Raw genomic sequence first — 19,626 nt, 5'->3', positions numbered from 1 at the left:
ATTGGTTCAGATCAGAGGTGTGACAAAGAATTACGGTGAAGTAACGGCCGTCGATAACGTCGATCTGGATATCTACAAGGGTGAGTTGTTCTGTCTGCTGGGCGGATCAGGGTGCGGAAAGTCCACTCTGCTGCGAATGCTCGCGGGATTTGAGGAGTTGAACGCCGGCTCAATCATCATTGATGGCGTCGATATGGCTGACGTTCCTGCCTACGAACGCCCAACCAATATGATGTTCCAAAGCTATGCGCTGTTTCCGCATATGACTGTCGAAAAGAACGTATCTTTCGGGTTGGAACAAGACCATGTCCCAAAATTTGACATAGCCGACAGGGTGCACGACATCCTCAAGCTTGTCGAACTGGAAGACTTCAAAAAGAGAAAACCCAAGCAATTGTCAGGCGGGCAACGCCAGCGCGTTGCGCTGGCTCGTGCGTTGGTCAAACGCCCAAAGCTGCTGCTTTTGGATGAGCCTCTGGCTGCGCTTGACAAGAAGCTGCGCAAGCAAACGCAGTTTGAGCTTGCCAATATTCAGGACAAGGTCGGTGTCACGTTTATTGTGGTGACCCACGATCAGGAAGAAGCGATGACGTTGTCGTCGCGCATGGCGGTTATGGATGCTGGGCGGTTCAAGCAGATTGGAACGCCAACAGAAATATACGAGTTTCCCGCGTCTCGCTTTGTCGCCGACTTCATCGGGTCAGCGAATATTTTTGAGGGCAGGGTAACCGAGGAAGGTGCAGATCATGTTCGGGTCGAGACTGAATTCTGCGAGGTTTTCATAGATCACGGTCACTCCGTGAAAGTTGGCAGCAAGATCTGGGTGGCTTTGAGGCCCGAAAAAATCCGTCTTTCGAAATCCGATGAAGTTGCTCCAGGCCCCAACCAGACATCAGCCATCATCGACGACGTGGGTTATTTAGGAGAGACGTCGATCTACAAGGTGAGGCTTCCCAATGGAGAGATATTTGATGTCACCAGGCCCAACCAGTCACGCCCAACGCATGCCACGCAGCGCATTACGTGGGAGGACAAGGTGAATATCAGCTGGGATCCGTCCAGTGCCATGTTGCTCCACTCATGACGGACTTCACGGGAGATAGGCCCGAACCGTTACAGGTTGAACGACAGCCGATGCTTGGCCAATTTATGCGGCGCTTGCAAAGCAAGTGGCGACAGATCGTTACCGTCATACCGTTCTTCTGGCTTCTGGTTTTCTTCCTGGCACCGTTCTTTATTGTCGCCAAAATCAGCTTGGCTGAACTTGCCATTGCAAGCCCTCCATTCACCAGTTTGATCGAGTGGTCGGACAGCGGGATCATGACGATCCGTCTGGTGTTCGACAATTTTATCTACATTTGGGAAGACAGCCTTTATTTTGACACCTACGTCAACTCGCTCAAGATTTCGGTGACATCGACCTTCCTGTGCCTGTTGTTTGGCTACCCCATTGCCTATGCAATCGTTCGATCAGGCCCTGTCGCCAAGCCGCTGTTGCTTTTCGCAATAATCCTGCCGTTCTGGACGTCGTTCCTGCTGCGCGTCTACGCGTGGATGGGATTGCTTGCAGATCAAGGTACAATCAATAACCTGTTGATCGCAATTGGTATAATCGACGAACCGATCCGGATGCTATACACCGAATTCGCTGTCTATATTGGTATCGTCTACACCTACATGCCCTTCATGATCCTGCCGCTCTACGCGAACATGGAAAAGCTGGATGACAGCCTGAATGAGGCTGCAGCGGATCTCGGATCCCGGCCAACGAACACGTTCTTCAAAATCACGTTGCCTTTGACGATGCCCGGCATCATCGCGGGCTCATTGCTGGTCTTCATTCCTGCGACCGGGGAGTACGTTATTCCCGATCTTTTAGGGGGTGGAAACGTACAAATGATTGGCCGGGTTCTCTATAACGAGTTCTCCAGAAACAGTGATTGGCCTGTTGCTGCTGCGGTTGCAATTGTTCTGCTGGTTATTCTGGTGCTGCCCATCATGGTGTTCCAACACTACCAGGGCAAAGCGTCGGAGGAGCAATAGATGTACAGCAAACGCTCCCGATTCCTGACGATCATGCTGACATTGGGTTTGGCATTTTTCTATATCCCGATGATTTTGCTGATCATTTATTCGTTCAACTACTCCAAGCTGGTTCCGGTCTGGGGGGGATGGTCCTTACGATGGTACAAGGAGCTATTTCAATCTGCAGAAGTCTGGAGCGCGGTTTCCCTTAGCCTTCAGATCGCCGTTGTAAACGCAACCTTTGCAACAGCGCTTGGTACGCTTGCAGGTCTTGCGATGGTGCGATTTGGCCGGTTCAAAGGTCGGACTTTGTTTGGCGGCATGTTGGTTGCGCCCTTGGTGATGCCCGAGGTGATAACCGGATTGTCCTTGCTGGTTTTCTTTATTTCTCTGAACCAGCTAATCGGATGGCCCGCCGAGCGCGGGTTCGCGACGATTACGATCGCGCACATAACCTTTTCCATGGCCTATGTGGCCGTAACAATTCAGGCACGCTTGACCGGCGTGGGTCAAACTCTGGAAGAAGCGGCTGCCGATCTGGGGGCCAAGCCTTTCAAAGTCTTGACTGCAATCACCATTCCTCAGCTGACACCGGCCCTTATTTCAGGTTGGCTGCTGGCGTTTACTTTGTCTCTTGATGACCTGGTCATAGCCAGTTTTGTTACAGGTCCGGGTGCAAATACCTTGCCAATCCTAATCTTTTCGCGCATTCGACTGGGCCTCAGGCCGGATATCAATGCGCTTGCGACTATAATGATCCTCGTGATCGCCATTTGCGTCGCTGTCGCTGCTATCGTTATGTTCCGGCAACAGAGGGCGGATCTGCTGGACAGACAAATGGCTGAACGAGAGGAAGGATAAATTGGAGTCGCACGAGCTTCAGAAAAAACGACGCACCGAACCTCCGGAAGTTCGCCGCCTGCAGTTGATAATGGCGGCCATAGACTCGATTTCGAGGCGCGGGTTTTCTGACACAACTCTGAAACACGTGACCGAAGCTGCCAATCTGTCCCATGGGGTTGTGAATTACCATTTCGACAGCAAGGAAGCATTGTATGACGCTGCGCTGGGTTTTCTGGCACAAGAGCACTACGAAAACTGGCTAAGGTATTATGACGACGCGGAACCCACGGCCGCACATCGGCTTGCGGCCATTATCCGCGCGGATTTTGACAAAAGCATCTGCACGCACAAGCGTCTAGCGGTCTGGTTTGCGTTCTGGGGGCAAGCAAAGTACCGTCCTAATTACTTGAAGATTCACAATAAATTTGACAACGAGAGATACGATCGAATTCTGCATCTATGTGGAGAGTTGATCGCCGACGGCGATTACGACGATCTTGAGGCCGAAAAAACTGCCCGAGCTGTTGAGGCGATGTCTGACGGCGCCTGGCTCAGCCTGATGTTGTATCCCAAGGTGGCTGACCGGCGAGAGTTCAGGGATGTTTGTCTGCTTTCGCTGTCGCGGTTCTTTCCAAAACACTTTCCGGTTTAAGCCGCAATACCCTGTAATTGTGCTTCAGCACTTTATCTTCTTCATTTGGGGGTCGTAGAGCGGCTTTAGCGAAGCACTGGCGTCGAATTTCTCGTCGGCAATTTCGATCTGCCAGTGTCCCTCTGCGACGATGTCTGCCGTCAGAGGTTTTTCGGTTTCTGCAAAACCAATCCCGACAGCCGCGCCAAGCGTGTGCCCATACCCGCCAACCTGAATGTACCCGACTTCCTTGCCGTTCAGATAAATCATCTCGTTGCCATACATCAGGGGCTCAGCGTCTTTCAGCAGAAACTGCAGCATTCGGTTTTTGGGTGTGCCTTTTGCTTTTATCGCAGCCAGCGCTTCCCTGCCGATGAAGCCTCCGGGTTTGTCCAGCTTGATGGCAAAACCAAGCCCGGCCTCAATGGGGTTGTCCGTGTTGTCCACATCAATTCCGAAATCACGGTAGGCCTTTTCGAGTCGCAGGGAGTTTAGGGTTTGCATGCCCGCGTTTCGAACCCCCAAGTCACGACCCGCTTCCATTATCAGATCATATGTTTGAACGGCCTGAATGGCAGGCACATGAAGCTCCCAGCCAAGTTCCCCGATAAAGGTCACGCGATAGGCCAGAACAACGGCATACCCGACATCAATCTCTCGGGCCGTCATGAATGGGAAGCCTTCGTCCGACAAATCAGCGCCGGATATTCTGCTCAGAAGATCGCGTGACTTTGGGCCGTGAACGTTGATTTGGCAGCGCGCAGCAGTGATGTCTGTGATGACCACATTCTCATCGTTCAGAATGTGCCGCCGCATGCGCATTTCGGTATGACCTGCCGAGTTTTCGCCGACAATAACCCAGTACTTCCGCTCGGACAGTCGAGTAACCGTAAGGTCGGCCTCAAACCCACCTTGTTCATTCACCCAGGCAGTGTAGACCACGTGGCCAGGTTCAACATCAACCTCATTGCAGGAAAGGCGCGAGAGAAGGGCGCATGCATCTGGACCTTCGACGCTGAAACACGCCATTGATGTCATGTCCATGACGATGACTTCCTCGCGCGCTGCCTTGTGTTCTTCGGCGTGCCATTCAAACCAGTTTTGGCGATACCAACTGTATTTCTCGACCTTGGCCTGTTCCGGTGTCGGGGCAAACCAATCAGGTTGTTCCCAACCACTTCCTTCGCCGAAAAACGCCCCTGCATCCTTCAGGCGGTCATACAGCACGGAACGCTTTACGTTTCTGGCCGTCTTGTAATTCTCATTGTGGTAATGCTGGCCAAAGAGCTTGCCCAGCAGCTCCGGCGTTCTGTCGCGCCGGAACGCCGGTGTGGCCATTTCACGCGAAAAGCGATTGACGTTGATGCCCGTGACATCGATTGGGGGCAAGCCATCCACAATCCAATGGGCCAGAACCATACCGGTACCGGCGCCATTGAGGATGCCCAAAGAGTTCATCCCGCATGCAACCCAGAGGTTGCGAAGTTCCGGTGTCGGGCCAACAAGCGGTGCAAGATCGGGCGTAAAGCTCTCCGGTCCGCAGAACAGTTTCTTGACGCCATAATTCATCGTGTCAGGCACGCGCGAATAGGCTTTTTCAAGGTCGGGGCCAACACGTTCCCAGTCTGGCTCGATCTCTCCGAATTGCCATTCGTCGGGGATACCACCCAGCTTCCACGCCGCAGCACCTGGTTCGAAAAGACCCAACATCATCCCCCCAACTTCTTCGCGGTAATAAGTGTACGTGGAAGGGTCTTCGAGAACGGGCAGATCGCGGGGCAAGCCCGGGATGCTCTCGGTAATCAGGTAGTAGTGCTCAGCCGCTTGAAGGGGCAGGTTGACGCCATGCTTGGCCCCTAACTGGCGGGACCACATGCCACCGCATATCACAACGTTTTCAGCCGTGATGGCGTGACCGTTCGCAGTGCGGATTCCAGTCGCGGTGCCGTTCTCGACCAAAATCTCGTCGACCCGAACACCTTCGAAGAAGCGGGCGCCTCTGCTTCTGGCCCCCTTTGCCAGCGACATTGTCACGTCCACCGGGTTGGCGCGCCCGTCCTCGGGTATCAGGAACGCACCAACGACGTCCGACAGGTCACCAATAGGGAACAAATCCTGCGCTTCTTTTACTGAAATTTCGTGATTGTTTATCCCAAAGCGGCGCATGAAGGCTGCGACACGGCGCATTTCATGCAGGCGTTCTTTGTTGGTCGCAATCTGCAGATATCCAACGTCCCGAAAACCAGTGGAAATACCGGTTTCTTTCTCAAGGTTAGCGTATAGATCGCGTCCATGCGTGTAGATTGCACATTCCGCTTCCGACTTGAGCAGGCCGGCCACGATAAGGCCCGCGGCGTGCCAAGTCGTTCCGGATGTCAGTTGCCCCTGCTCAAGAACCACAACATCGGTATGGCCAAGTTTGGTCAGGTGATAGGCCGTATTCGCGCCAATGGAACCTCCCCCGATGATGACGGTCCGGGCGTGCGTCGGCAGGGTGTCAGCCATGGCGAGAATGTCCTTTCTGGGCGTTCATTTTCTCGCATATCAGTCATGGCGTTCAATGTCTACTGACTGAATGATCATTCAGTAACTGATTTTGAGCATCGCCTTCCTATCTGGAAAAAGGCTTGTCAGGGCAGCGCGATCAGGCTTCACTGTGGCGGTGAACTGTCAATCAGATGCGGGGGAAGCTTATGTCAGACGATATCCTTTACGACCGTCAGGTGATCAACTTCCTGGAAGAGCTTTGGGGGGAGGGGTTCCTTTCGCCAGGAGGCCCCGAGGAAGTCGCTCGGGTTGTTGAGGGGATCGATCTCAAAGGCAAGCATATCCTTGATATTGGTTGTGGATCAGGGGCAATTGCAGTGCTGATGGCGCAGAAGTTCGGTGCGGGGAAAGTGACAGGCATAGATGTGGAGGCTCCCGTCTGCGCGGCGGCGAGAGAGCGAGTGCAGCGGGCCGGGTTGGAAGAAAGAGTCGAAATCCTTCAGGTCACTCCCGGCCCAATGCCTTTCGAAGATGGTACTTTTGATGTCGTGTTCTCAAAAGACTCAATCATCCACATTCCCGACAAGGCCGCGATGGCTGCCGAGGCCTTTCGGGTGTTGAAGCCGGGTGGTCGGTTTGCCGCTTCTGACTGGCTGACCAATCATGACGGGGACATGTCACCTGAGATGGCGCATTATGTGAAGATGGAAGCTTTGGAATTTCAAATGGCGTCGCCTTCCAAGTATCGCGCCGCGATGGAGGCGGCCGGCTTCGAAGGCGTGGAATTGGTCAACCGCAATCCATGGTATGCGGAAGTTTCTGCTGGGGAACTTGCGGATTTGACCGGGCCGAACCGGGCTGGCTGGGAAGCCCGGCATGGTGCCGAGTTTATCGAACACCAAATCGAGATCTGGGACGCGATGCAGCCTGTGCTGAAATCCGGAGAGCACTGCCCGCATCACATCCGAGGCCGAAAGCCAGCATGACCTGACCGCCGCCCAAGTTGTGGCGTCGTGGCCGCTATTCGCCGTAGTCCTTGCTAACCAGCGCCATTCCTGCCTCCATGATGTCGAACATGTCGCCTATCTGGGAAGGGGTGATGATCAGAGGAGGAGAGAACACGGCCATGTTTCCAAATGGTCGCAAAAGCAAACCCAACTCTTCACATGCGTCGTCCAGTTTCTGCCCAAACTTGACGTGTGCTTCATAGCTTTCGACCTTCAGCCCGGGGCGGCATTCGATACACCCCAGAAGACCGTCGCCGCGCACGTCCCCGACGATCGGGAACTTTTCCTTGATCTGGCGCAGGCGTTCTTGAAATTGCGGCGTTACGCGTTGAACGTGCCCAAGAATATCTTCCCGCTCCATGATCTCGATGTTTTTGATTGCTGCAACACAGCTAACCGGGTGCCCTGAATAGGTATAGCCATTGTAGAAGACATCGCCGCCCGGAGCGTCAGAGATGCGTTGCATTACTGCGTCCGAGATGATGCAAGCGCCAAGTGGCAGATACCCGGAGGTCAGGCCTTTTGCGCAGGTTATTATGTCTGGAACGATGCCAAAAACGTCTTCTGATGCGAACCAATGGCCCAGCCTGCCAAAGCCGGTTACGACCTCATCCGAGATGTACAGAATGTCGTTTGCACGGCATATTTCGAGTGTGCGCTTGTGGTAGCCCGGAGGCGGGACAATCACGCCGCCAGAACAGAGGATCGGTTCGGCGATAAAGGCGGCAATATGGTCAGCACCGACCTCGGCAATCAGGTTTTCAAGGTCCGCGACCTTGGCGTCGCACCAGGCATCGACACTCATTCCCTCGGGCCGGTGGTAAGGGTTCACGTCGGGTAGGAAACGCACCAAATCCTGCGCCTTTTCAAAGCTTGTTTCGAAGCGTTCTTTCCCGGTGACCGTTGCAGCCAGAAAAGTCGATCCGTGATAGCCTTTCTCCCGGCCGATCACGATTTTCTTTTCTGGTCGGCCAAGCCGCTTGTTCATGAAAAGCGCGGTTCTGAGCGCGGTATCGACAGCCGTGGATCCGCCGGTTGTAAAGTGCACTGTATTCAGATCGCCTGGAGAGCGCTCGGCGATCATCCGGGCCAAAACGGCCGCGGGTTCGGTCGTAAATGACCAGGGCGACGCGTAGGGCATCGTCATGACCTGCTGCGAAATGGCGTCGGCCATCTCCCGGCGGCCGTAACCGATCTGTGTGCACCACATACCGCCGGGACCATCGATATAGCGCTTTCCGGCAGCGTCCCAAAGGTAGATACCATCCGCCGTGTTGACCCGCATGTACTCATCGGACCCAAAGCCTTCGGTCCCTGCCCAGGGGTGTAGGTGATGGTCGCGATCCCAGGTGACAAGATCGCCATCGGTTGGAGTGTTGCCAAGTGTGTTCACGTCTTCTTCTCCTTCAGGTTCGGGCGGGCGGCGTCACACGTGCGCGCGGCGGTGCGAAAAAGGCTTTGGTGACGGGCGTGAGACGCGCCATTCCGGTATCCCATTTGCCTTCTTGCAGGGTGTAGATTTCCGCCATCAAACTGGATGACCGGCGTGCATCCGGCATACGAACATGCGCCAGCGCGATGTTACGTTTGGCGGTCGGGGACCAAATCCCGGAAGTTATGTGCCCAACTTCTTTTTTGCGTCGGTTGTAGATCAATGACCCTTCCGAGGGTTTGAAGCCTTCGACATCGAAACGCATGAGGAGGCTTCTGGGAGCATCGCGTTTCGACAGCAACGCACGGCGCCCATTGAAGTGGCCTTTCTCGAAGTCGACCAACCGACTCAGGCCGAGTTCGAATGGCGTTTGGCCCCGGTGCAACCGCTCGGTCGCATGAACGGGCTGAAAGTCCACCCCTGCGGTCAGAAATCCCGCCTCGATGCGTGCGATATTGACAGCTTCGTACCCAATGGCGCGCAGCCCCTGATGCAAGCCACCTTTCCAAATTCTGTCCCAGAGATCTTCTGCCTTGTCCCAGTCGCACCAAAGCTCATAGCCGAGGTCGCCGGTAAAGCCCGTCCGTGAAATCATGAGGTCAGGTTCGATCTGGACCAGATCGAATGGCTTTAGCGCGCTAACATCTAGTCCCGCAGCTTCCAACACCGCATAGGACGTCGGACCTTGCAACGAAAGGCCGGTAACGCTGTGAGTTTCATCCCGAACCGCAACATCGAAACCCCATCCCGCGTCCAGCAACCACGTCAGCATCGGTTCCTGACAGCACAAGCGCCAATCGTTGTCGCCGAGATGGAAAAGAGTCCCGTCATCGATGACCATGCCCTCTTCATCGCACCAGGTTGCGTATCCAACGCGGCCCGCTGCGATCTTGCGGACATCACGCGTGACCAGGCGATTGAGCATTGCGGTCGTGTCAGGACCTGTCAGCCTGTATTTGTGCATCGGTGAGATATCGAACACAGAGGCCTGATTGCGCAGCGCGAAATACTCGAACTCGACACTGTCGAGAACTCCGGGGGCAGTGTAACCCGCCCAGTCATACCAGTTTTGAGCGCGATTCTGCTCTTCGAGCTTCTTGTGAAAGGCGGCGGGGATTAAGCCAAGTTTCGGGTCGGTGAAGATGCTCATGGCTGCTCCTCCAGCGCCGCCAGGGCCGCATTGCGACCGGCGAGGCCCATGACATCGCCTCCGGGGTGGGTTCCAGCGCCGCACAGGTACAGCCCCTTGGGACCCATGGAATAGCGGCACATTCCGTTTGCGGGGCGAAGTGTCAGGAGCTGGTCCAGAGACATTTCCGCGTGGTGCCAGTGGCCCCCGGGCGCTCCGGTTGCGCTTTCGATTTGATCCGGTGTTATGACTTGACTGCCTGCGATGTGATCCTTCAGGCCGGGCAGGGCGCGGCCCAGTGTATCTACGGTGATTTGCGCAAGCTGATCTTTCGCGGCTTCAGTCCAGCCGCCTTCTAGGTCGGATGGCGCGTATTGCATTATGGTCGACAACCAGCCTGATCCATCGGCTGTCTGCATCTTGAAGGCTTCGATCACCGGGGCCTTGGACATTTGTCGATATTTTGCTGGATTGAACGCAGCTTCCACGTATTCTGCGGAGGGGGCATAGATCAGACGACTATTTGCCAACCCTTCAGGCAAGCCGGGCAGTGGCATGTTGTCCTTTAATTTTAGGTTGACCTTGGCTGCTGTTCCTCGTGCCCGGATGTTCCGAATGCGCCGCATCGTTTCGATGTCAAAAACAGATGGCCCGGTCATACGGCTTGTTGGCTTAGGTGCGAGGTTGCTCAGCACGAGAGGTGCGGTCAAAGTTTGCCCATCGTTAGTTATGACGCCAGAGACGGCATCCTTGTCCACGAGAACGCGGGAAACCTCGGTTCCCGGCATCAGGACGCACCCCGCCTTTTGCGCTGCTTCAACGATTAAATCTGTCAGCGCAGACACTCCGTCCGCAGGTTGGGTAATGGTGCCCCCGTGACCCATCCGGTAGATCAGGTTGAACACGGTTCCCGAAGATCTTGGACCGGCGGCTGCCCCCCAGATTGCATCAGCAGCAAGCATCCCAGCCGCCGGTCCGTCCGACAAGTCATCAAGGACAATGTCATAGACATTGGACAGAACGACCTGCAGGAAGCGCCGCATTTCCGATTTACCCAGCCTTTTCAGTCCGATGCCCAATTTCGCCAGGCGCAGAACCTCAGCCATTCCGCCCCGCGAAAGCACAGCTTTGTGACCGCCGGGTGGTGGGGCTTCGGCGAGTTGGCGCAACAAGCCGCCATACGTAATCAACTGTTGCGTCAGATCGGACCAGGCTTTGGAGTCCGGGTGCGCTGTCCCGTCACTCCAGCAGACGCCTTCGTCACTGAAGACGATGTGCCGACCATCTTCAGCCAATGAGACCGTGGAGGTCGGTTTCCCGGCCAAAACAGGGTGTTGCAGGTCCAAACCGATGTCACTCAGGGCGCGCGGGCTGAGGTTGTAAAGCGAGTGGGCCAATGTTGGCCCCCCGTCCACGGAGTAGGACGCCATTCCACCAAAACTGTCAGATTTTTCAACGATGCAGACATTCTTGCCGCGCCGACCGAGAAGCGTTCCGGCAATCAACCCGTTGACGCCGCCACCCACGACAATTGCATCAAACTGGTTCATGCGGCATACCCCTTCATTCGGCCATGCCGTGTTTCGTTCCTCAGGATTGCGCGGGCCGCGTTGGCGCCGGGCGCACCCATAACTCCGCCACCCGGATGTGCGGACGAACCGCACAGATACAGCCCCTTGATTGGCAGGCTGTACTGCGACCACCCCGGGACCGGGCGATTGAAGAAAAGCTGGTCAAAGGTCAGTTCGCCTTGGAAAATGTTGCCTTCGGTCAAACCGACCTCGCGTTCGATTTCCAGCGGTGAACGGACTTCCATGTGCACAACGCGCTCGCGAATGTCAGGGCAAGCCACAGCCATCTGGTCCAGTACAGTTTCAGACATTGCCTTGCGCTGTTGGTCGTCCCAGTTGTCTGCCGACCGGACGCCGCCGACTTCCAGATCATATGGGGCGTACTGAACAAACACCGTCATCATATGCGCACCTGTCGGAGCCATCGTTGGGTCGATCTGGCTGGGGATCAGCATGTCAATGTACGGCTTTTCCGACCAGCGCCCCAGCTTCCAATCATCATAAGCCTTTTCCAGTTCAAAGAGGCTCTGCGACACATGCAGATCGCCCCTCAGAAAACTGGTGTGGTCTGGTGCGGCAGGAAAGTTTGGAAAGCGGTCAAGGGCGATGTTGAGTTTCGCCGAAGACCCGCGAATTTTGAAGTTCCGCACCGCTTTGGTGAAGTCATCCGGCAGATCGGCGGTATCAACGTGGTGTAAAATGGTGCGCTTGATATCCATGTTGGATGCGACGACTGGGGCATGGAAAACCTTGCCGTCTTCCAGCGCCACGCCTTCCACGCGTCCATCTTTGCTCAGGATTCTCTCGACCCCTGCACCCGTATGGATCGTACCGCCGTGATCTTTGAAAGACGCCGCAATAGCATTGGAAATCGCGCCCATGCCGCCGCGGGCGAAACCCCAGGCTCCGATGCCACCATCGATATCGCCCATGTAGTGGTGCAGCAAAACATAGGCGGTTCCGGGCGAATACACCCCAAGACCAGTGCCGATAATACCCGATCCAGCCAAATGCGCCTTGATCAGGTCGTTCTCGAAATGCTCATCCAGAAAGTCGCCAATGGACATCGTCCAGAATTTCAGCGTTTCTCCAAGTTCGCGACTTCCCAGTCTGTGGGCCTTCTTGACCAGGTACGCCATTTCACCGAGGTCACGTGGGCGGAGCGAAGCAGGGTCCGGTGCGTCTCGAAGCAGAAACGGGCGGATAAAACGGCATTGCCGCATGATGGCTTGTGAATAGCCGCGATAGGCGTCTGCATCACGTGCAGAATGGCGCGCCATCTCGCGCTTGAGAGCGTTGTGATCGGAGTAATAGGCGAAGTAATCTCCGTCGCGTGTGAAGCTCGCACCACCTTCGTAGGGGATAACCTGAAGCCCGTATTTCGGGAGTTCGAGGTCTCTGGCGATTTCGCGCCGCAAAAGAGAGCAGACATAAGAGCAGTTCGAGTAAGTCCAGCCTTCGTGCAGCGAACGGCTGACTGCTGCGCCACCAATCCAGTCATTCTTTTCGACGATCAAAACACGCATGCCCGCACGGGACAAATAAGCGGCCGCTGTCAATCCGTTATGACCGGCACCGGCCACAATCACGTCGTATCTGTTCTCAGTCGTCAAATTTTTCATCCCTTTCCTCTCCGTTTACAGACCGGACATGATTCCGTAAAGTTTATTTGATCGCTCAAATAAATTTTAGACCATTGACGCGTGTTTTTCGCGCACTGTAGATGGCGGTAATTGTAGGAGGAGCGGCAATTGGTCGACGCAGAGCGGAAACGCCCCCGCAAAGAGCGGAAGGAAAACGCAGATCGCCGCCGCCGGCAGCTGCTGGACGCGGCGTGCCGTTCCATACTGGCGCATGGATTGGCGAAAACGACACTTGCGACGGTCGCGTCCGAAGCCGAGCTGTCTCAGGGCGTTACAGCCTTTTATTTCAAATCAAAGGGAGGCCTTCTGACCGAAGCGCTTCGCGACTTGTACCGACGCTATGAGGAGCACTGGACGACCTCTCTGGAACAGGCAGGGGATAAGCCAACGGAAAAGATAAGGGCACTCATCAAAGCGGACTTCCACCCTGATGCATGTGGTCCGAACGTCCTGCCTTTGTGGTATGCGTTTTGGGGGGAACTCAGATTCCAGCAGCACTATGATGAGGTTGCGGAACACTTTGAAGCGCGGCGGCGCGAAACTTTGTATGCGATCTGGCAAGAATTGCTGGCCGAGGATGATGTTGCCTCTCCGGGTCAAATGACGGAATGGATGGAGACGCTGACGGATGGTTATTGGCAGCGCCTGCATCTTGCGCCGGAAAACCTGAGCCGAGAAGAGGCGGAACAAGCTGCGTGGGGATGCCTCGTGCGCTTGGTTCCGGGCCTGCTGACTGAAACGCCATAGCCACTTTCGGCTGAGAGGCCCCGATGTCATGACGCGAGTGCGGATCTCACAACAGCCGCTGCCGCCCAGGGCTGCGATAGTGCAGGAAGCGCGTGATCTTGCGCGACTTGCCTTGCCAATTGTCATTTCCCTTGCCGCCGCTGCTTTGATTGGCGTTGTGGATACCGTGATGGTGGCCCCATTGGGAACGCTTCCTCTGGCAGCAGTGTCGATAACGGCCTCGGTGCTGATCATCTTTTACTCTGCGCTTTATGGCTTTGTGTCCGCAATTGGCGTGCGAATGGCGGAAGCCTTCGGCAAGTCCAGCGAGGAAGGGCTTGCTTCGGCCACAACTGCCGGGCTTTTGGTTTCTCTGCTCGTCGGGGTTGTCGGTGCGAGCGTAATGATCTGCCTGAAACCGGCTCTTTCCTGGATCGGACAGCCCCCGGAAGTCGTAGGCTTGCTTGGCGGCTACTGGAACGCGATGAGCCTTCTTTTGGTTCCATTCACTGTTTTCTACGCGTTAAAAGCTCTGTTTGACGCCATGAACCAACCTTGGATTGGCGTTGGGCTTGCGTTTCTTGCGGTCGGTTTCAACATTCCTTCGAATTATGTGTTGATCCACGGTGTTGCTGGCTGGCCTGGTCTGGGTCTTGTTGGGGCAGGGATCGCAAGTCTGTTGTCTCAGACAGTGCCTTTGATTGCGGCATTTGTGATTTTGGGCGCAAGGAAACGGAAATGGGACCTTCTGAGGACCGAAGGTTTTGACTGGTCTGAGTTCAAGGCGCAGATCAAAGAAGGGATCGTCATCTCCGTCGGTTACCTGGGGGAGGGGGCCGCTTACGCCGTAGCAGGCCTGATGCTTGGGTGGTTCAGCGCCGCCGCGCTTGCAGCACATCAAATCGTTTCTGCGGTCAGCGACGTTATTTACATGGTGCCGTTGGGCGTTTCGATTGCAATCTCAATACGCGTGGCTCAGGCAATCGGTGCCGGTGATAAGGACAGGCTGAAGCCAATTGTATTAGCGTCGCTTCTGGTCGTTGTGAGTTGGATGACAGTCGTTATCCTGGGTATTTTGGTTGGCCGTATTCCTCTGGCGAACAGCTTGTCAGATGATCCGAATGTCGTTTCTCTCGCGATTTCGATGTTCCTTGTGATCGCCGCAATGCAGATCGCAGATGGCGTTCAGGGGACAATGCTGGGCGCATTTCGGGGCATGATGGACAATCATGTTCCGGTTGCCATTACCCTGATTGCCTATTGGATCGTTGCTTTGCCGCTTGGATATGGATTGGGCTTTTGGCTCGGGTTCGGACCCAACGGTGTTTGGATTGGGTACGGCACGGGCCTCTCACTGGCCGCGATCGCATTGACCTATCGCTTCTTCTCCAAAAACCGTTAACCAGCGCGGTTTTCTGTCTCAAAGACCCAACTTGTCCAGGAGTTTCAGGCGCAGGATTTCTGCTTCGACAAGGGTCTCTCGGGCAAACGAAAAAGGTAGAGGTTTGAGGGGGGTAACCGGAAACTCAAGCTCATCGACTTTGGTCCCGGCCGCCCACCGGGCCAGGACCCGCCCCATTGCGGTGGCGATGGCAACGCCGCGACCGTTGTAACCGAGACCTGTCATTACGCCCGGGGTGAGTTCATGCAGGTGGGGATAGTGATCCCTCGTCAGCGCCACATACCCGCCCCACTCATATTCCCACTGAACTCCGGACAATTGAGGGAAAAGTTCAACGGAAATGCGTTTCAGCCGCTCAATTTGTTTGATGGTGGAATTGTCATGGTAGGTGCCGCGACCGCCCATCAGGAACCGGCCGCCTGCATCTTGCCTGAAGTACAAAAGAAGGCGTCTTGCGTCGGACAAGGCGTTGCCTTCTGGCAGAATTGTTTGGCGGATGTTAGCAGACAAAGGCGACGTCGCCACCTGAACTGATCGAACGGGCAGGACGGATTGCGCCAGGCGCGGATGCAGATCACCAGAATAGGCGTTCGTGCAAATCAGGACCTTGTCCGAAAAGACAGCACCGTTAGGTGTCTCAACCCGAAAGCGGCTGCCCTCCGTCGCGATCCGGTCGGCGGGCGTTTCACCGAAGATTTCCACGCCATTGCGACGGGCCGCTTCGGCCAGTCCAAGTGAATAGTTCAGTGGGTGCAAAACTCCGCTGCGTCGGTCCAGAACTCCACCCAGATAGGCTTCTGTCCCGGTCAGGCGCTGCATTCCGCCTTGATCAAGCTGAACCATGCCGCCGCCGTGATTGTCCCAATCCTCAGCAAGTTTGTGCAATTCGTTGAGTGTTTTGGTCGTATGCGCCGCGCGCAGCCATCCCGGGCGGTTTGCATCGCACTTAATGTCGTGCCGGGCGATCAAATCGAAAACAAGATCGGCGGCGTCACCGGCCATTCGGATCATTCTGTTTCCCCAGAAATCTCCAAACTTGGCCTTGATGCCGGTTGGCCCGTCCTTAAGGCCAACATTGATCTGCCCACCGTTGCGCCCAGACGCGCCCCAGCCGGGGTGTTGGGCGTCGATCAGAATAACTTTGATGCCTTCCTCGGCCAGGTGAAGCGCTGCCGAAAGGCCAGTGAATCCGGCACCAATCACCGTTACGTCTGATTTTCGCTCGCCAGTGAGTTGCGGGTATTCGGTTGAATAGCCTGCCGTTGCTGACCACAGGCTGTTTGCAATGACGGGGTTTTCGTTGCGGATCATCTATTGGCCTCGCGCGCTTGCCTTGCGGGGGGAATTGCATAGGTTTGGCGGGTGACGCCTTTCCGGACAGTATGTGAAGAATGCCGAGACTTTTGAACCAATTCGAACTGAACCCAGCCGTCGACCTCGACGCGTTCGAACAGGCCTGGAACGCGTTTGTCGAACATTTGGTCGCGACGGGTCTGGCAACGAACGGGACCCCATTGTGTAAACGCATTCCTACAAGCGGTTACGATACCGGCGAACAGCGTGACCATTCGCTTATGGCTGTGATCGAGTTCAGGGATCAAATGCAGGCCGACGCGGCCTGGGCTGCCATCGAGGATCGCATTGAGCCACTGGGAGAATTGCATCGCAGCGTCATTTCTATGGTGCACGACCCGGTTTTCACCTTTTGGTCGGAGCTCTAGATCCATGATTGCGAACATTCGTATTGTTTTCAAATCATTTATCTTCATCATTGAATGATTATTCAATCAATGGCATAAACTCTGCAAATGTCAAACAGCCTCTTCCTGTTAAAGCGGGGCTAGGGGGCAAAGCCGATAACGAACTTGAGAAGATGGGAAGCATGCCGGTGAGTCAGACGCCAAGCGATAACACAAAACCGACAGGGCGCCGGCGTACCGAGTCCAAGGAGGTGCGGCGCCAACAGCTGATCAACGCCACAATCGACTCGATCGCACAAAACGGAATTGGTGGAACGACCATGTCCACCGTGACCGAGATTGCCGGCTTGTCGCTGGGCATCGTCAACTTCCACTTCAAAAGCAAACAGAACTTGCTGGAAGAAACGCTGTTGTTTCTTGCAAAGGAACACCATGAACAGTGGTTGGACGCTTTTGACAATGCAGGTTTACCGGCGCCCGAAAAGCTGTTGGCCATCGTCGATGCGCATTTTCACCCGCGGATTTGCTCGCCGAAGAAACTGGCCGTCTGGTTTGCGTTTTTTGGAGAGGCAGGGCGGCGCAAAGTTTACCGCAAACTGATCAATGACATCGATCTGGAGCGTTACAGAATCGCGCTGCGCCTGTGTTCGGAAATTGCTGAGGATGGCGGGTATGACGACATGCCGCCAAGGCAAGTCGCCAATATCCTGGAGGCTCTGTACGACGGAATCTGGTTAGAGCTTTTAACCTATCCGGAGAACTTTCGACGTACCGAAGCCCGGGATCACATCGTCGCCTTCCTGTCCAAGGTCTACCCGGGTCATTTTCGAATGCCAGAGTTCAAGAGCGGCAGTTGAGACAGTGCGGGTCAAATTTCCGGTTTTACAGACAAGACGGGCCTGCGCACAGCGCAGCAAACAAAAGGCAAACGAATGAGCAGGGATCCTCGCTACGACATCCTTTTCGAACCAATACAAATCGGACCAGTCACTGCGCCAAACCGATTCTACCAGGTTCCGCACTGCACAGGCATGGGCTGGCAATACCCGCGTACCCTTGCGGCCATGCGCAAGGTGAAAGCGCAAGGTGGATGGGGGGTCATATGTACGGAATACAACTCGATCCATCCATCATCTGACGACCTGCCGCATCCCTATGCGTCCCTTTGGGATGACAGCGATATTCGGGCGCACGCTTTGATGACGGACGCGGTGCACGAATATGGCAGCCTTGCGGGTGCTGAACTATGGTACGGAGGCGCCAACTCGAACAACCTGTTTTCCCGGTTGCCGAGCATGGACGTCGACAGCCGGCCCAACGTCAAAGGGCATCCGTATCAAACCCGCGCGATGGACAAGCAGGACATCCGGGATTTGCGCCGGTGGCACCGCAAGGCCGCCTTGCGGGCGCGAGACGCGGGCTTTGACATTGTCTATGTCTACGCGACGCACGGATACCTTATCTCGAACTTTTTGCATCCACGGGTGAACACGCGCAGCGACGAATATGGCGGCAACCTGGAAACCAGGGTGCGCCTGACCCGTGAACTGATTCAGGAAACCAAGGACGCCGTTGGGGACCGGTGCGCCGTGGCGGTCCGTTTCTCGGCAGACGAAGAGATCGGCGAGGATGGCCAACCCATCTATGGTGAGCGTCGCGAGATGTTCGAGATGCTGTCTGATCTTCCGGATTTGTGGGATATCAACATCGCAGATTACTCGGTCGAGATGGGCGTTTCCCGTTTTACCAAAGAGGCAGCTCTTGAACCCTACATGCATTGGGTCAAGTCCGTGACGGATAAGCCCGTCGTGACTGTGGGTCGCTTCACGTCACCCGATACAATGGTCTCGCAGGTCAGGCGCGGAATTACGGATTTTATCGGTGCCGCGCGCCCGTCAATCGCTGATCCTTACCTTCCCAGGAAAATCGAAGAAGGACGCCTGTCTGCGATCCGCGAATGCATCGGGTGCAATGTCTGCTATGCCAGCGACACGATTGGCGTGCCAATTCGTTGCACGCAAAACCCGACAATGGGAGAGGAATGGCGCAAGGACTGGCATCCCGAAATCATTCGAAAGAAAGCTTCCGATGCACGCGTTCTGATTGTCGGGGCAGGGGCTGCTGGTCTTGAAGCCGCGCGGGCGCTTGGGGCGCGTGGGTATGATGTCCTGCTGGCAGAGGCTTCTCGTGAAATAGGCGGTAGGGTCGTGCGCGAAGCGGCACTTCCGGGCATGAGCGAGTACATTCGCGTCAGGGACTATCGCGAGCAGCAATTGATCGAAATGCCCAATGTTGAAATCTACCGGGAAAGCCCGCTGACAGTTGACGATATCTTCGCGGTTGAGGCTGACCACGTCGCAATCGCCACGGGCGCGACCTGGCGAAATGATTACCATGATGAGGAACGTTTCGTCCCGGTCGCGGAAGGAGCCGCCTTGAACCGCGTTTACACCCCCGATGACATCATGGATGGAAAGATTCCCGATGGGCCTACTCTCGTTTTTGACAGTGATGGCTACTACATGGCCAGCGTCATTGCCGAGAAAATTAGGGCGCAAGGTCACGCCGTAACGTTTGTCACGCCGTCCGACAGTGTGGCTGATTGGGCTGGAAAAACGTCCGAGCGTTGGCGCATCCGAACGCATTTGCTTCGCCTGGGGATCGAGATCATGCCGTCAAAGACCCTCAGTCAATTCGATGGCGAAATGGCGCATTTGGATTGTCTCTACGGCGGATCAGGTAAAACCTTGCCCGTTGCCAACATTGTGATGGTGACAGCCCGGAAAGCAAATGACGGCTTGTATCGGGAACTGAGCAGTCGGACGAAAACTGCGGAATTGCCATTCAGCCTCCGCCGTATTGGCGATTGCGATGCACCAGCGATTATCGCGGCGGCAGTCTATGCCGGGCATAGATACGCCCAGGAATTGGATAGTTCCGTGGATGTGGACGTCCCGCTCAAACACGATCGTGTCGATGTCGGGCAACAGCTCATTTGACCGCTCGGTGCGGCCATCTCGATAAACACCT

16 protein-coding genes are annotated in these 19,626 nt (G+C 55.5%); 10 read left to right on the top strand and 6 right to left on the bottom strand.

Annotation, left to right across the window (positions count from 1 at the left end; all coding sequences use genetic code 11):
• Positions 1-19: 19 nt before the first annotated feature.
• The 4 genes from ACR0J2_RS07090 to ACR0J2_RS07075 are packed head-to-tail and all read left to right on the top strand — an operon-like array spanning position 20 to position 3,520.
• Positions 20-1,084, top strand: coding sequence for an ABC transporter ATP-binding protein (locus ACR0J2_RS07090; protein WP_480525324.1), 1,065 nt, complete (start codon positions 20-22; stop codon positions 1,082-1,084).
• Positions 1,085-1,134: 50 nt separating this feature from the next.
• A complete protein-coding gene (locus tag ACR0J2_RS07085; RefSeq protein ID WP_480812388.1) occupies positions 1,135-2,043 on the top strand; it encodes an ABC transporter permease subunit in 909 nt (302 codons plus the stop codon).
• A complete protein-coding gene (locus ACR0J2_RS07080) occupies positions 2,044-2,886 on the top strand; it encodes an ABC transporter permease subunit (RefSeq protein WP_170824829.1) in 843 nt (280 codons plus the stop codon).
• Position 2,887: 1 nt separating this feature from the next.
• Entirely contained in the window at positions 2,888-3,520 is a 633-nt protein-coding gene (locus ACR0J2_RS07075) for a TetR/AcrR family transcriptional regulator (protein ID WP_321253946.1), read from the top strand.
• Between the two features lie 24 nt (positions 3,521-3,544).
• Here the strand turns inward: ACR0J2_RS07075 and ACR0J2_RS07070 are convergent, their stop codons facing one another.
• Positions 3,545-6,004 carry a GcvT family protein gene (locus ACR0J2_RS07070; protein ID WP_480812125.1) on the bottom strand — a complete coding sequence of 820 codons (2,460 nt, stop codon included), beginning with the start codon at positions 6,002-6,004 and terminating at the stop codon, positions 3,545-3,547.
• A gap of 188 nt (positions 6,005-6,192) precedes the next feature.
• Here ACR0J2_RS07070 and ACR0J2_RS07065 point away from each other — a divergent pair, with 188 nt between their 5' ends.
• Positions 6,193-6,972 carry a class I SAM-dependent methyltransferase gene (locus ACR0J2_RS07065; protein ID WP_480812124.1) on the top strand — a complete coding sequence of 260 codons (780 nt, stop codon included), beginning with the start codon at positions 6,193-6,195 and terminating at the stop codon, positions 6,970-6,972.
• A gap of 34 nt (positions 6,973-7,006) precedes the next feature.
• On the opposite strand, the gene ACR0J2_RS07060 is transcribed toward ACR0J2_RS07065, so the two are convergent.
• The 4 genes from ACR0J2_RS07060 to ACR0J2_RS07045 are packed head-to-tail and all read right to left on the bottom strand — an operon-like array spanning position 7,007 to position 12,747.
• Positions 7,007-8,386, bottom strand: a complete 1,380-nt coding sequence (locus tag ACR0J2_RS07060) for an aminotransferase (protein WP_480812123.1) — start codon at positions 8,384-8,386, stop codon at positions 7,007-7,009.
• Between the two features lie 13 nt (positions 8,387-8,399).
• The gene (locus ACR0J2_RS07055) at positions 8,400-9,575 is read right to left on the bottom strand and encodes an aminomethyl transferase family protein (RefSeq protein ID WP_480812122.1); all 1,176 of its coding nucleotides are present in this window, start codon (positions 9,573-9,575) and stop codon (positions 8,400-8,402) included.
• Positions 9,572-11,104, bottom strand: a complete 1,533-nt coding sequence (locus ACR0J2_RS07050) for a phytoene desaturase family protein (RefSeq protein ID WP_480812121.1) — start codon at positions 11,102-11,104, stop codon at positions 9,572-9,574. Before ACR0J2_RS07050 ends, ACR0J2_RS07055 begins: the two co-directional genes overlap by 4 nt.
• Complete coding sequence (locus ACR0J2_RS07045; protein ID WP_480812120.1) at positions 11,101-12,747, bottom strand: phytoene desaturase family protein; 1,647 nt, start codon at positions 12,745-12,747, stop codon at positions 11,101-11,103. The genes ACR0J2_RS07050 and ACR0J2_RS07045 overlap by 4 nt, the downstream gene beginning before the upstream one ends.
• A gap of 129 nt (positions 12,748-12,876) precedes the next feature.
• Between ACR0J2_RS07045 and ACR0J2_RS07040 the strand changes: the two genes are divergently transcribed.
• Positions 12,877-13,515 carry a TetR family transcriptional regulator C-terminal domain-containing protein gene (locus ACR0J2_RS07040; RefSeq protein WP_480812119.1) on the top strand — a complete coding sequence of 213 codons (639 nt, stop codon included), beginning with the start codon at positions 12,877-12,879 and terminating at the stop codon, positions 13,513-13,515.
• A 28-nt stretch (positions 13,516-13,543) separates the two neighbouring features.
• A complete protein-coding gene (locus ACR0J2_RS07035) occupies positions 13,544-14,896 on the top strand; it encodes an MATE family efflux transporter (protein WP_480812118.1) in 1,353 nt (450 codons plus the stop codon).
• Positions 14,897-14,914: 18 nt separating this feature from the next.
• Here the strand turns inward: ACR0J2_RS07035 and ACR0J2_RS07030 are convergent, their stop codons facing one another.
• Positions 14,915-16,207, bottom strand: coding sequence for an NAD(P)/FAD-dependent oxidoreductase (locus tag ACR0J2_RS07030; RefSeq protein WP_480812117.1), 1,293 nt, complete (start codon positions 16,205-16,207; stop codon positions 14,915-14,917).
• A gap of 80 nt (positions 16,208-16,287) precedes the next feature.
• On the opposite strand from ACR0J2_RS07030, the gene ACR0J2_RS07025 reads away from it, so the two are divergent.
• The 3 genes from ACR0J2_RS07025 to ACR0J2_RS07015 all read left to right on the top strand — a co-directional run bounded on the left by ACR0J2_RS07025 (position 16,288) and on the right by ACR0J2_RS07015 (position 19,595).
• Positions 16,288-16,617 carry a DUF6614 family protein gene (locus ACR0J2_RS07025; protein ID WP_480812116.1) on the top strand — a complete coding sequence of 110 codons (330 nt, stop codon included), beginning with the start codon at positions 16,288-16,290 and terminating at the stop codon, positions 16,615-16,617.
• An 8-nt stretch (positions 16,618-16,625) separates the two neighbouring features.
• The gene (locus ACR0J2_RS07020) at positions 16,626-17,453 is read left to right on the top strand and encodes a TetR/AcrR family transcriptional regulator (protein WP_480812115.1); all 828 of its coding nucleotides are present in this window, start codon (positions 16,626-16,628) and stop codon (positions 17,451-17,453) included.
• 75 nt (positions 17,454-17,528) lie between these two features.
• Positions 17,529-19,595, top strand: a complete 2,067-nt coding sequence (locus ACR0J2_RS07015) for an oxidoreductase (RefSeq protein WP_480812114.1) — start codon at positions 17,529-17,531, stop codon at positions 19,593-19,595.
• The last annotated feature ends 31 nt before the right edge of the window (positions 19,596-19,626 follow it).

It is taken from the genome of Ruegeria sp. CG4, assembly GCF_056537185.1.
The sequence above is the reverse complement of the archived record's forward strand: the minus strand, read 5'-3'. Positions and strand labels throughout refer to the sequence as shown.

Excerpts from the sequence above, each read along its gene's own strand:
- ACR0J2_RS07045 (WP_480812120.1), bottom strand. The coding sequence starts at position 12,747 with ATGAAAAATTTGACGACTGAGAACAGATACGACGTGATTGTGGCCGGT.
- ACR0J2_RS07015 (WP_480812114.1), top strand. The coding sequence starts at position 17,529 with ATGAGCAGGGATCCTCGCTACGACATCCTTTTCGAACCAATACAAATC.
- ACR0J2_RS07080 (WP_170824829.1), top strand. The coding sequence starts at position 2,044 with ATGTACAGCAAACGCTCCCGATTCCTGACGATCATGCTGACATTGGGT.
- ACR0J2_RS07035 (WP_480812118.1), top strand. The coding sequence starts at position 13,544 with ATGACGCGAGTGCGGATCTCACAACAGCCGCTGCCGCCCAGGGCTGCG.
- ACR0J2_RS07065 (WP_480812124.1), top strand. The coding sequence starts at position 6,193 with ATGTCAGACGATATCCTTTACGACCGTCAGGTGATCAACTTCCTGGAA.
- ACR0J2_RS07050 (WP_480812121.1), bottom strand. The coding sequence starts at position 11,104 with ATGAACCAGTTTGATGCAATTGTCGTGGGTGGCGGCGTCAACGGGTTG.
- ACR0J2_RS07070 (WP_480812125.1), bottom strand. The coding sequence starts at position 6,004 with ATGGCTGACACCCTGCCGACGCACGCCCGGACCGTCATCATCGGGGGA.
- ACR0J2_RS07085 (WP_480812388.1), top strand. The coding sequence starts at position 1,135 with ATGCTTGGCCAATTTATGCGGCGCTTGCAAAGCAAGTGGCGACAGATC.
- ACR0J2_RS07030 (WP_480812117.1), bottom strand. The coding sequence starts at position 16,207 with ATGATCCGCAACGAAAACCCCGTCATTGCAAACAGCCTGTGGTCAGCA.
- ACR0J2_RS07055 (WP_480812122.1), bottom strand. The coding sequence starts at position 9,575 with ATGAGCATCTTCACCGACCCGAAACTTGGCTTAATCCCCGCCGCCTTT.
- ACR0J2_RS07025 (WP_480812116.1), top strand. The coding sequence starts at position 16,288 with ATGCCGAGACTTTTGAACCAATTCGAACTGAACCCAGCCGTCGACCTC.